This is a genomic window from Pirellulales bacterium, assembly GCA_035499655.1.
Taxonomy (GTDB): Bacteria; Planctomycetota; Planctomycetia; order Pirellulales; family JADZDJ01; genus DATJYL01.
Genome location: DATJYL010000241.1, coordinates 1 through 12,596 on the forward strand (window position 1 = coordinate 1; position 12,596 = coordinate 12,596).

Consider the following 12,596-nt stretch of genomic DNA (forward strand, 5'->3'; position numbering starts at 1 on the left):
GGTAGCGGCCGAAGTGGCGGGCGGCGAGTAATTCTGAATACGGGCCGTGCTGCTGTCGCATTTCTTCCAGGCGCGAGCCGTACAGATCGAGGGAATCGGTCAGCGGTAAAAATAGCACGTCACGGCCAGTCATCTCGAAGAACTTGGCCGTTTTGATGGCCGACACTAAATTGCAAATGCCGGAAATGCCCACGAGGTTGAGTTGATCGAGCATCGCGGCGGGCACGCCTTGTTTTTGCAAAAACGCGCGGCCGGCGGGTTCGTTGAACAATCGCAACAGCATCAGGCATTGCTCGTCGTCGATGGCAGCGACGACATCAGTATTGCGGACATTGTGAATCCAGGGGACGTGTTTATCGCCGATGCCTTCGATGCGGTGATCGCCAAAGCCGCATGTTAGCAGCGTGGGGCATTGCAAACTTTCGGTCGCCACCACGCGCACGGAAGGATATTTGGTTCGCAAAAAATCACCGGCGGCAATGGTGCCGGCGCTGCCCGTGGCGGAAATGTAGCCCGAAAGACGATCGCCCGATTTGGCAACGCGCTGATAAATTTCATCGACGATGCCGCCGGTCAAATGATAATGCCAGGCGGCGTTACCGAACTCTTCGAACTGGTTGAAAATGACGCAATCGGGGCGGGTGCGTTTAATCTCCCAGCATTTGTCATAAATTTCCTTGACATTGGCCTCGCCGCCGGGGGTTTTGATGACTTCGGCCCCGATGGAAGCCAGCCAATCGAACCGTTCCCGCGACATTTGCTCCGGCAAAATGGCGACGGCGGTGCAGCCCAATAGGGCACTGTCGAACGCGCCGCCACGGCAATAGTTTCCGGTGCTGGGCCAGACGGCTTTTTGGGTGGTGGGATCGAAGTGGCCGGAGACCAATCGGGGCACGAGGCAGCCAAAGGCGGCGCCGACTTTGTGCGCCCCGGTGGGAAAATACTTGCCCACCAGGCCAATAATTCTGGAGGGCACGCCGGTCAGGGCCGAGGGAAATTCGAGCCAATTGCCCTGGTTGTAGCCGCCGCCTTTGGCTTTGGGTTCGTTCTTCCAGGTGATGCGGAACAGGTTGACGGGGTTGATGTCGTTCAGTCCCTCGCCAGCGAGGCGCGCGCGGATGGCCGGCGGAACCGTGTCGGGGTTCTTCAATTGGGCAAAAGTGGGAATGACGATGTTCCGCTCGCGGCAACGGCGAATGGTTTTTTCGAGAATTTTATTGGGCGCGTTATGCATTATTGATTATGCGGGTGTTCCATCGGGACGAACCCTACAAAATGGGCATCGGACATTCGTTTCGGGCAAACTCGCGCCACATTTTGGGCATGTCCATGTTTGTAATTGCCCTCTATGCGAAAGGACGTCGTCGTCAAAAGTCCGTTGGCAGCGACAACATTGAATTCCCGCTGGGTCGTCGCGTGTTCGGAGAATTGGTATAAAAAATAAGTGGAAGTATTTACACAATCTGACCGGCGAATAGGATGAATTGCCACCACAGGACGGGCAAAAAAATTGGCCTTCGGGGGCCTTGGGCTTCAACGTCGTCTTGGTTCCGAAGATGATCAATCCCATTGAGTATCATCCATCCACAATCGTTACGTCCTGAATTTAATTATGTTACCATAGATGGTTTCGCGAAGGAATTACGGGAATTAGCCGTGAGTTCAATTACTGAACTTGTCTGCGTGCAGTGTGGCACTTCATACCGCGAGGGGGAGGTATCCACCTGTCCGCGTTGTGGTCCCGATGAGGGGATTTTGGACGTGCGGTTCGATTTGCGCCGCGCGGCCCAAACGCTGACCAGACAAAATTTAGCCCAACGGGCATGGTCGCATTGGCGGTACCGCGAGTTATTGCCACTAGACGAGGCGTTTTGCCCGACGAGTGGACATTTGGGTTGGACGCCGATCATCGAAGCGCCGCGGCTGGCCAAGGCGTTGGGGATTGCGCGGCTGCGGCTGAAAGACGACGGGCGGAATCCGTCGGGATCGTTCAAAGACAGGCCGAGTTCGGTCGGCGTGCAGCGGGCCTTGCAGGAGGGAATGGAAACCATCGCCTGCGCTTCGACCGGCAATGCGGCCAGCAGCTTGGCGTATTCGGCGGCGGTGGCGGGTATGGCGTGCAATATATTCGTCGGCAAAAACGTGCCGCAGGGGAAGCTGGCCCAACTGTTGGCTTACGGGGCCCGGGTGTTTCGTGTGCAAGGCACATACGCCCAGGCTTACGATTTGTGCACGCAGGCGTGCGAAAAGTTCGGCTGGTACAACCGCAATGCGGCGATCAATCCGTATTTGGTGGAAGGGAAAAAGACCGGCGGGTTGGAAGCGGCCGAGCAGTGCACCGACGATCCGCCGCAGTGGATCGTGTGCAGCGTGGGAGACGGCTGCTCGATTGCCGGCGTGCACAAAGGCGTGGTGGAAATGCAGGCAGTGGGCATCACGAATTGGACGGCGCGAATGCTGGGCGTGCAGGCCGAGGGTGTCGCACCGATTGCGGATGCGTTTCGCACCGGAAAGTTAGACCGATCGGGAACCGGCGACACATATGCCGACAGCATCAATGTTCCCGTGCCGCGGAATTGGCGCAAGGCGGTGAACGCCGTCCGGGAAAGCAACGGGGCGTATGTGACCACGACCGACGCGGAAATTATGCGGGCGGTGCCGCTGACGGGGCGGTTGACGGGCGTGTTTGCCGAGCCGGCGGCTGCGACCACGATTGCCGGCATTGCGGCAGCGCGTGAGCAGGGAATTTTGGATGCCAAATCGAACGTGCTGGCGATGATTACGGGGAACGGGCTGAAAGATATTGCTGGAGCGCTGCGGGCCGTGGGTGAACCGCTGGACGTGCCGCCGACATTGGAAGCGGTGCTGGCGATTGTGTGAAAGCGTCGGACAAGTCAGGCGGCTAATTACTGAAATTGATCATCGCGGAAACATTGTGCCACACCATGCCGCTGGTTTTGCAAAACGCTGTGCTGTGCGACATTGATCCGCCGCGGGTGGAAGCGGGGAACCTGCGCATCGACGGCGGGAAAATTGTTGCCCGGGGAAATGTAAAACCGAGCGCCGGTGATGAAGTGATTGACTGCGGCGGTGCGGTGCTGCTGCCGGGTTTGGTGAACGGGCACACACATTTGTATTCGGCGCTGGCGGTGGGAATGCCGGCTCCGCCGCGGGCGCCGAAGAATTTTCTTGAGATTTTGCAATTGGTGTGGTGGCGGCTGGATCGGGCGCTGGATGCGGAAGGGATTGAAACTTCGGCTTTGATCGGCGCGTTGGAAGCGGTTCGGTGCGGCACGACGACGCTGATCGATCACCACGCTTCGCCGAATTGTATTGACGGCTCTCTCGATTTGATTGAGCGGGGCCTGGAAAAAGTCGGCCTGCGCGGCGTGCTGTGTTACGAAGTCACCGATCGCAACGGTAAATCCGGCCGGGAGGCGGGGCTGGAAGAGGATCGCCGGTACATCGCCAAATGCCTGAAATCCCGCAACGGCCGCTTTGCCGCACTCTCCGGTGCCCATGCTTCGTTCACGCTCGACGATCTGTCGCTCATCGGCATCCATCAATGGGCGGATGAATTCGGCGTGGGCGTCCACATTCACGTCGCCGAAGACCCCTGCGACGACCAAATCAGCCGCCAGCGATACAAAAAGCCGCTTATGGAGCGGCTGAGTCTGCATCAATTGCTCGGCCCCAATAGCGTGCTGGCCCACTGCATTCACCTGACCGATGACGACATTGATCAACTGAACGAAGTGCAGCCGACGATCGCCCATAATCCGCGCTCCAACATGAACAACGCCGTCGGCTACGCGCCGCTATCGAAACTGAAATGCCCGATCATGCTGGGCACCGATGGCATTGGGGCCGATATGTTTACCGAGGCCCGAACAGCGTGGTTCAAATCGTGCGAGGCGCGGCAGGGTTTATCGCCGGGCGATATTTTGCGAATGCTGGCGGCTTCGGCGAGGCGGGCGTCGACTTCGCTGGGTGTGACGCTTGGTCAACTGTGTGTGGGCGCCGCGGCTGATGTGGTGATTACGGATTACGTACCGTTCACGCCGCTGGCTTCAGAGAACCTGGCCGCACACGTGATTTTTGCCCTGGGATCGCAGCATGTAAGGCATGTAATGGTGGAGGGCGGCTGGGTGCTGCGCGACCGCGTGGTGGTTTGCTGTGATGAAGCGGCTGCGCGTCGCAGAGCCATCCCGGTTGCGGCGCGGTTATGGGATCGTATGGCTGCAATTCCGTAAGCTCTAAATGATAGTCTGCGCGCAAAAAAGCCGCGCGGGCCTATTTTGTTTTGGACAAAACTCTCTATTTCCGTACGATTGGCGCCATCCTATCGCCCGTGGCGTCCATACACTTGGCGTCCGATTTCAGGCAACGTCGTAGTTAATTTGGCGTATTGGTGGCTTGGGGGTTGTTGATGCGGGCCAGCATCCAGCGCTGCGTATCGCCGTTGGCAAAGTGAACCAACACGCCGGCAGTGTCTTGCGTTAAATTACCCAGGCCGGTTTCCATGAGCGGACGATCTTCGCCCACGGCTGTCCAGGCTGCGCGTTGGGTTTCTTTGTCGACCATGCCTTCGACCGATTTCACAACGCCTGACACTGTGTTTTGGTACGTTCCCGCAATAATGCCCTGCTTGCTGACGGCCAATTGCAAAAACATGGTCGGTTGGTCGCTGGCCGATTCGCCATCTTGCGTGACGGCGAAAACACCCAGCGGCATCCAATCTTCCGGCGCAGGCTGAACGTTAGGTGGAATACTGTTGGCGATGGCCTCGGCCTGTTCAGTATATTCGTCGGCGGTGGCGACCGATTGATCGCCGTAGTAGACGGAGTCGCCATCGTAATAGACGTTGTCGCCGTAATTGTAATAAATCGGCTGAGACCAGCCCCAAGGAATCCAGTTTGCAATGGAGCCCCAGGCGGCCCAGCGCCACCAATTCACGCCGACCGGCCAGCGCCAGCCGTCGCACGGATGATTGGCCCACCAATTATTATTGAACCAGTGATTGCAGTCGTTCCAATTGTTGTGCCAGCGGTCGCCCCAATTGTTGTTGATGTTGGTCCAATTGTTTTGCCGCCAACCGTTCCACTGATTCCAATTGTTGATACGATCAGGCCGATCGTTCGCCCAACCGTTTCCAGGCCGGTCGGGTCGATTGCCGCCGTTGCCTGGGCGGTTGCCACCATCGCCTGGACGATCGGGTCGATTACCGCCGTCACCGGGGCGGTCAGGGCGGTTGCCGCCATCGCCTGGACGAACTCCGCCGCCGGCAAGATCGCCTGACCCAGGGCGATTTCCGCCGGAGGGTCGATCGTGCAGAAACTCCGCTGCTGCGCCGCCGGCCAGCGCTCCACCGGCTATCGCTGCGCCGGCGCCACCGCCAGGAAAGTTTGCGGGGCGAGTGGCGCCGCCGGCGCCGGGCAAATCCAGAAAGTTTTGCAATTGGCCTTGAGTGGGTCGGCTGCCGTTTGGTAGCTGGCCAGCATTTGGTCGGTTCGTGGCCAGATTGCCGCCGTTTGGCCGATTCATGCCGCCAGCGGGTCGAGTTCCAGGCGTGGGCAATTGCCCGAGTGATTGACGATTGCCGCCGCTGGGCCGGTTCGCGGCGATATTACCGCCGCTCGGACGATTAAACGACTGTGTGGGGCGCGACATGGAGGGCATGCTTCCCATCGAGGGGCGTGCGCCGCCGCTTGCGGTGCGCATGCCGCCGCCACCCCCACTGACTCGCGCGCCGCCACCGCCGACTCTTCCGCCGCCCCCCATGCCGCCGCGGCCCCAAATTTTGTTCGAGCAAGCGAAAGCCACCGCCACGGCTGCCACGAGAACCAAGAAGAATTTTTTCATCACCGCACCTCAAGGGAGATTGAATTGTGTTTGTTGATTGGATTGATGGCGAAACTTCACGGAGCAGTTTTTCGCACGACGAGCACCGGATCGACGTCCGGTTGCAGCGTGCCATCAATGTCGCGGTTTACCGATTCCCATTTGAACGAGTCGTCGTCGAGCCGGGTCATGATATTGAGGGTGGTGGCTTTACCCCCGTCGGGCAACGTGCCTGTGTTTTGAATGAACCACTGATTTCCCTTGTGTGTCCAAGTGCCTTCGCCAAAGCCACCGTCGGAATCGAACACCCAAGAGTGAATTTGCTTGGCGACTGGGTCCCAACCAATAATCTGCATGCCCGATTTTCGAATTTGATCGCCAATTTCGACGGCAAACGAACGGGTGATGAAGTTTTTATTTTTGGTCCAGGCGCAGTCGGTTTGGATTTCTACGGCGGGACGGGGATCGTTATCGTGCCAGGAACCGATCATCCACTGCAATTCTTTGAGATGTTCATAATTCGAGGGGGGCGTTTTTTCCTTTTCGACCTCCGAGACGCGATCAATCAGCCATTGGCCGTCCTGTTTGACGCGCACCGAAGTGAAATCGGAATCCACCGGTTCCTCGCCCGGCCGGATCACATGCGCCACACCGCGCACAATGGCGACATTGGGCGAGACGAATTCGATCGAAATGCCATCCACGGACAGTTTCACATCTTGCTTGTCGGCAAACGCATCGGCGAAGACATTTTCGATGGCATCGCGGCCGACGGTTTGTTCGCCGGTCAGCGGGTCGATGTAAACCGCCTCGGGCGACCACAAGGCGGCCAGTTTTTTTGCATCGCGGGCGTTATACGCTTCGATGAACTTGGCGCCGGAGGCGCGAATGGCCGCTTCGTCCGCGGAGTGGGCATCGGCCGGGGCGGCGTTGGCCGGGACGGCGTCGACTTGTGCTTTGTCCGTCGGCGGGTTATCCGCCGCGATCGCGACCCCGATCGAAATGATTGCAGCAAATAAAGTTGACAACAACAGAACGATGTTTTTCATTGTGGGAACCTCCAAAGAGTTCAAGACCCAGGGTTGCAATAAGTTACCAATATACGTCGGCGCGGACGAATGGTCTTTATAAAGTCGACCGTTCCATCGGATTTGTGCGGCAAAGATACTGCCAGAGGCTCCGAACTTCGAGCAGCGGCCGGCTAGTTGCAAGTCATTGAATTATAGAAGTACCGGAGAGAGGACTTGAACCTCCACACCCGTGAGGGTACTGGATTTTGAGTCTTCGCCGGTGATGTTGGGTTAGTGCGGCGTTGGGCGTGCGATTGTGTCGCAAGTCTTGCCTGGGTAAGGGAAACAAACAAATTGACGTTTAGGTTGCATTGTACTGATATGGCGACAGTGCGGGCAATACGCTTCCCAATTTCTTCCCAGTGATTGCTAAAGCAACATCACTGATTTCCAATTTGTAAATGGATAGAGAATTCCTTGGGTAGCTGCATTAACGGCATTAGCGACGGCGTCCCCGACTTTCGAGCTTCGCACGCCCGCAAGGCAAAAACTTCAACAGAAGTCCTTTCGCTGCCAACTCGCTAAAATTGCGATTGACATATCGTAATATTCCGATATATTTGAATATCAGGAGGTTCTCATGGCGGTCAAAATGAAAACAAATCCCCGGACCAGGTTGACATCGTTGGACGCCTTGTCTCAAGCAGCGGAATGCCTCAAGACCCTTGCGCACCCGCATCGTCTGCGGATGGTGCAAATGTTACTGCAGGGCCGGTTTACGGTCGGCGACCTGGCCGAAGCATGCGGCATACCTAGCCACATGGCCTCAGAACATCTGCGGCTAATGCAGCGCTGCGGTTTCCTGGCGAGTGAGAAACAAGGCCGCAAAGCGTACTACAAAATCATTGAATCTCACCTAGCGAACATCATGGACTGCGTGGAAACTCGGTTTGGCGACCGTAAAACATAGATTTTTTTGCGACAATATATCTAAATATCGGGACATATATGACTATTGTTGTCGACTTGCTCGTTAGTATTTCAGGGAAAAAATATGGATATCCCAGAGATTAGCGCCGATGGCTTGGCCGCACGGTGTCGGCAATGTTCAAAAGTCGAACTGATCGATGTACGTACGCCTGCCGAGTTTCGAGAAGTTCATGTGGAATTCGCTCGAAATATCCCATTGGATCAGTTGACCGCAGAGACCTTGGCAGGGACTTGTCCCGGGGCAGATCACCAACCGGTTTATGTCGTTTGTCAATCGGGAAGTCGAGGTCTTCAGGCCTGCCAACGATTACTGGATGCTGGCTGGCAGAACGTGATCAACGTTAGCGGAGGGACGGTGGCCTGTGTCAAAGCCGGGTTTCCGGTCGTGCGCGGTAAAAAGCAAGTCTCTCTGGAACGACAGGTGCGAATTGCCGCTGGCTCGATCGTCTTGCTGGGAATCGCACTGTCTTCAATTCATCCTGCATTCCTCGGGATATCTGCTTTTATCGGCGTCGGTTTGGTGTTTGCGGGAATTACCGATACCTGCGGCATGGGTTTGTTACTGGCAAAAATGCCGTGGAATCGATGTGCAGAAGCGAATGATTCGTGCGGATTCGCCGATCGAAAACAAAACCGATCGATGGAAGGAGTCGCATTATGAAACTAATTATCGTCGGTGGTGTGGCTGGCGGAGCTTCTGCGGCGGCTCGTGCTCGCCGCCTTTCGGAGGACGCCGAGATTATTTTATTCGAGAGAGGACCGGACGTCTCGTTCGCAAATTGTGGTTTGCCTTACTATGTCGGCGGTGAGATCGCCGAGCGAGCAAAGTTGCTCGTCACCACCGCCGAGCGATTGCGCAGCCGCTTTAATTTGGATGTAAGGACCGGCGCATCCGTGGAATCGATGGACCGTGCTGCGAAGAAGGTTCATACCCGAGAGGTGGCGACAGGGCGGCAGTACGAGGAGTCGTACGACAAACTGATCCTGGCGCCAGGAGCGGCTCCTTTGCGGCCACCGATTCCTGGGATCGACTTGCCCGGCGTATTCACGCTGCGGAATTTACAGGATGTCGATCACATCAAGCAGCGAGTCGATCGTGGCGTCAAGCAAGCGGTTGTTGTCGGCGCAGGCTTCATCGGCCTGGAACTGGTCGAGAATTTTGTGAGACGTGGCATCGCGACGACTGTCGTGGAGTTGCAAGACCAAGTCTTGCCGCCCCTCGATAAAGAAATGACAACACCGATCAACGAAGTGCTGTTAGAGAACGGAGTAACACCATTGCTCGGTCAATCGGCGGTACGATTCGAGGAAGCCAGGGGTGGACTAGTCGTCCATCTTAAATCGGGGCAACAAATATCGGCGCAACTCGTGATTCTCGGAGTGGGTGTACGTCCGGAGAACAAACTGGCGGTTGAGGCAGGCCTGGATGTCGGTCCCCGAGGAGGCATTCGCGTCAGCGAATATCTGCAAACGAGCGACCCGGATATCTACGCGGTGGGAGACGCCGTTGAAGTCAAGGATGTAGTAACCGGTGATGCAACACAAGTTGCCCTTGCTGGTCCCGCCAATCGCCAAGGGCGAATTGCAGCAGACAACGTATTTGGCCGGTCGATGAAGTATCGCGGCACCCAGGGCACCGCAATTGTCGGTGTTTTTGATCGCACGATTGCGATGACTGGTGCTTCAGAAAAAAACCTTCGCCGCGTCAATCGACCATTCCGCAAAGTCTACGTTCACCCGCTGCATCATGCGGGATACTATCCGGGCGCGGAAACGATGACGCTGAAAATCTTGTTTGATCCTGAATCCGGAAAACTGCTGGGCGCACAGGCGGTCGGCAGTTCAGGCGTCGACAAGCGAATCGATGTACTTTCCGTGGCAATTCAAGCAGGCATGACAGTATACGACTTGGAGGAAATGGAACTGGCATACGCTCCACAATTCGGTTCGGCCAAAGATCCCGTTAATATGGCTGGCTTTGTGGCGGCTGGATTATTGCGCGGCGATCATCCGCAAGTCGATGTTGAGGCAATCATAGTGGCATCACCAAGCGAAAAGCCGACGCTACTTGATGTCCGGACACCGGATGAATATGCGGATGGTCACATTCCAGTGGCCATCAACATTCCGATCGATGAACTCCGGCAGCGACTGGACGAATTGCCGCAAAAGCGCCCGATTGCCGTTTATTGTCAGGTTGGGCAACGCGGCTATCTAGCGACTCGGATTCTAAGACAAAAAGGATATTCCGCGTCGAATATTACGGGTGGCTATAGAACGTATCTACTTTTTCAACCGCGCCAGTTGGCAGTTTGCCAATCGTTAAGGGCCGCTACCCTTGAATTAAAGTGAAGTTAAAAATTCGCATTTCGGCACAGGAGTTTAAGGCTCCATCCCCGGTGGTAGCAATTCAAGCAACTACCTTGCGACTTGTCCGAAACTCAACATTTTCTCATCCGCAAAGTCCGTGTATTATGGCTGCCTGTTTTCAGGATGCCCTCACTTCATGATGACGCCGATGAGTGCGAACTTGCCAAAGAGCATTTTATGCCTTCGTAACTACGACATTAAAAAGCTGCCCGGAGATCTAGCCGCGGGCTTGACCGTTGGATTTTACCAGGCACAGCCGCAACCAGCTCAATTGATGCACCAAGCTGAATTCGAGCAGCACATGGGTGCTGAAAATATCTGTCCCAACTTCCGCGCGGCATTGGAGCGTGCCATTGTCGTTTACTTGTAAGCGCTTCAGGAAACACACCCCGCTGCTTAGAGCGTCGCCGTGCGGGATCGACCGTTCAGTTCAAAGCCGTAGTCATGCCGACCAGATCGATCCAGACGCAGCAACGCCTCCGGCCCGATTTTTGACAAAATAAATCACTTTGGTTTGTCGATATTTAGTAGCTTGCACGGCAATCACGGCTTATGATGGCGGACAGCCAGGCATGTTGCGGGAACAGACGGCGTGCCAAATCGACCCGATCGAATTGGAGTGCGCCCATGAATTGCAAACTCGTCGCCGGCGTGGTCGTGCTAACCGCAATGTTCTTCTCGAACATGGCCTGGGCCCAGGTCAATGTCCAAGGCAGTTCCACTTCTCATGTTGTTGATGTGACCGCCAACCCCAATGTGGTCAACGACGCCCATAGTTTCAATAACACGACGCCGGCTACCGTCGTGACGCCGACAACCACCAGTTCCACGGGGACGATGGCCTTCGGCAGCGCCAGCGGAAACGTGACCGCCTCGGAAGGCTTGTTTCAAGGATTTTCCACCGCGATGTATGCCAACACCGGCCAGAATGAATACGCGGAAACCGACGTGCGGGCCTCGGCCAACGACTTGGCCATCATCACCTCCGCCACGTTGCCGGCGAACACGCCGATAACGATGATCTTTTCGTTGGGCATCAGCGGCACGTTGACCTCGCCCGATGTGATTGCTGGCGGAGCGTATGAGGCATTTGCCACGGCCAGTTTCAACATTTCGCAACAGTCCAGTCCGAATTCTCTGAACTTGGAGTACAACACTACCGCCGGCTTCCATAACACGCTCAGCGGCACCTTCGCCGGTTTTGTCGGCGAGCAGTTGGTGCTGACCCAGTCGATGGAGTTGACCACGTATGTCAGCGGAGAATATTTGTTCACGCATCCGGGCACCTCGACGGTCGATTTCTCGGACACGATCCAGTTTCTCGGCGATTCATCGACGGCCGGCGTGGCGCTGGTCGACACCGGCGGCCACACTTATGCCTCGCCATCGCCGCCGGAAGTTAGGATTGCCCAAGTGGCCGGCGCTAACAGCGCCATTCCCGGCGGCGCGGGCAACTTCACCGGCTTTCAATCCCCCACGCCTCCGGACGTCATGCCGCAGCCGGCCATCAGCGGCGGCAACGTGGCGTTTGTGGGAGCCGGCACCAGCGGCCAGCAGGGAGTCTACGTCACCTCCGCCGTGCCCAGCCCGCCGGACGTTAAAATTGCCGATTTGAATACCGCTATCCCCGGCGGCACAGGAAACTTCACTTCGTTTTTTACGCAAATTGGAATCGGCGGAGGCAACGTGGCATTTATCGGTGGCGGCAGCGGCGGCCAATCGGGTATTTATGCCACGCCGTCGCCACCGGACGTCATTCCGGGCAACCCGATCAAAGTTGCCGACTTAAGTACTGCCATTCCATCAGGCACGGGCAACTTCACCAGCTTTGCGCCCACCGCTCCGGTAACTAGCGGCGGCAACGTGGCGTTCATTGGCAATGGCAGCGGCGGGCAGCAAGGAGTTTATCTGTTTGGCACATCGCCCTCGCCGCCGAACGTTAAAATTGCGGACTCGAACACAGCCATTCCCGGCGGAACGGGGAATTTCACGGGGTTTGTCGGCAGCCCGGCCATCAGCGGGAACAATGTGGCCTACATCGGCAACGGCTCGGCAGGGCAGCAAGGAATTTATCTTTCCAGTGGCACGGTGCCTTCACCGCCGCAAATCAAAGTGGCCGACACCAGCACGCAGATGCCCGGCACGAGCGCGAATTTTCAATTCTTCACCAGCGTCTCGATGGATACTTCCGTGGCGAGCATGGACCTAGCCTTCGTCGGCGGCGGCATGAGCGCGGGGCAAACGCTAAAAGGCATCTACCTAATCATTCCCGGCAATCCGATCATTCCCGGAAACCCCATCATTCCCGGCAATCCGATCAAGGTGGCGGATTTTACCACAGCCATTCCCGGTGGCAGCGGCAATTTTACCGATTTCGGAAACGTG

Annotated in this window: 10 protein-coding genes; 7 read left to right on the forward strand and 3 right to left on the reverse strand. The window is 56.7% G+C overall.

The window, feature by feature from the left end:
- A partial coding sequence (locus VMJ32_18955) for a pyridoxal-phosphate dependent enzyme (protein ID HTQ41072.1) occupies nt 1-1,234 on the reverse strand: 1,234 nt, incomplete at its 3' end.
- Nucleotides 1,235-1,656: 422 nt separating this feature from the next.
- On the opposite strand from VMJ32_18955, the gene thrC reads away from it, so the two are divergent.
- Together thrC and VMJ32_18965 are read left to right on the forward strand one after the other, a co-directional pair.
- Nucleotides 1,657-2,880 (forward strand): threonine synthase, encoded by a 1,224-nt coding sequence (gene thrC, locus VMJ32_18960; protein ID HTQ41073.1) that lies wholly within the window; start codon nt 1,657-1,659, stop codon nt 2,878-2,880.
- Between the two features lie 65 nt (nt 2,881-2,945).
- Nucleotides 2,946-4,253, forward strand: coding sequence for an amidohydrolase family protein (locus VMJ32_18965; GenBank protein ID HTQ41074.1), 1,308 nt, complete (start codon nt 2,946-2,948; stop codon nt 4,251-4,253).
- A 142-nt stretch (nt 4,254-4,395) separates the two neighbouring features.
- Here VMJ32_18965 and VMJ32_18970 read toward each other — a convergent pair whose 3' ends face one another.
- Nucleotides 4,396-5,862, reverse strand: coding sequence for a hypothetical protein (locus VMJ32_18970; protein ID HTQ41075.1), 1,467 nt, complete (start codon nt 5,860-5,862; stop codon nt 4,396-4,398).
- 56 nt (nt 5,863-5,918) lie between these two features.
- Nucleotides 5,919-6,890, reverse strand: coding sequence for an SgcJ/EcaC family oxidoreductase (locus VMJ32_18975; protein HTQ41076.1), 972 nt, complete (start codon nt 6,888-6,890; stop codon nt 5,919-5,921).
- A gap of 601 nt (nt 6,891-7,491) precedes the next feature.
- Between VMJ32_18975 and VMJ32_18980 the strand changes: the two genes are divergently transcribed.
- The 5 genes from VMJ32_18980 to VMJ32_19000 all read left to right on the forward strand — a co-directional run.
- Complete coding sequence (locus VMJ32_18980) at nt 7,492-7,821, forward strand: metalloregulator ArsR/SmtB family transcription factor (GenBank protein HTQ41077.1); 330 nt, start codon at nt 7,492-7,494, stop codon at nt 7,819-7,821.
- 84 nt (nt 7,822-7,905) lie between these two features.
- Entirely contained in the window at nt 7,906-8,502 is a 597-nt protein-coding gene (locus tag VMJ32_18985; GenBank protein HTQ41078.1) for a rhodanese-like domain-containing protein, read from the forward strand.
- Nucleotides 8,499-10,193, forward strand: a complete 1,695-nt coding sequence (locus VMJ32_18990) for an FAD-dependent oxidoreductase (protein ID HTQ41079.1) — start codon at nt 8,499-8,501, stop codon at nt 10,191-10,193. Before VMJ32_18985 ends, VMJ32_18990 begins: the two co-directional genes overlap by 4 nt.
- A 166-nt stretch (nt 10,194-10,359) precedes the next feature.
- Nucleotides 10,360-10,581, forward strand: a complete 222-nt coding sequence (locus tag VMJ32_18995; GenBank protein ID HTQ41080.1) for a hypothetical protein — start codon at nt 10,360-10,362, stop codon at nt 10,579-10,581.
- 257 nt (nt 10,582-10,838) lie between these two features.
- Nucleotides 10,839-12,596: hypothetical protein (locus VMJ32_19000; GenBank protein HTQ41081.1), on the forward strand; the 1,758-nt coding region annotated here is incomplete at its 3' end.

What these genes read in the sequence shown, in the direction of transcription:
- VMJ32_18970 (HTQ41075.1), bottom strand. Translation starts at nt 5,862, where the DNA reads ATGAAAAAATTCTTCTTGGTTCTCGTGGCAGCCGTGGCGGTGGCTTTC.
- VMJ32_18995 (HTQ41080.1), top strand. Translation starts at nt 10,360, where the DNA reads ATGAGTGCGAACTTGCCAAAGAGCATTTTATGCCTTCGTAACTACGAC.
- VMJ32_18965 (HTQ41074.1), top strand. Translation starts at nt 2,946, where the DNA reads ATGCCGCTGGTTTTGCAAAACGCTGTGCTGTGCGACATTGATCCGCCG.
- VMJ32_18990 (HTQ41079.1), top strand. Translation starts at nt 8,499, where the DNA reads ATGAAACTAATTATCGTCGGTGGTGTGGCTGGCGGAGCTTCTGCGGCG.
- VMJ32_18975 (HTQ41076.1), bottom strand. Translation starts at nt 6,890, where the DNA reads ATGAAAAACATCGTTCTGTTGTTGTCAACTTTATTTGCTGCAATCATT.
- VMJ32_18980 (HTQ41077.1), top strand. Translation starts at nt 7,492, where the DNA reads ATGGCGGTCAAAATGAAAACAAATCCCCGGACCAGGTTGACATCGTTG.
- VMJ32_18985 (HTQ41078.1), top strand. Translation starts at nt 7,906, where the DNA reads ATGGATATCCCAGAGATTAGCGCCGATGGCTTGGCCGCACGGTGTCGG.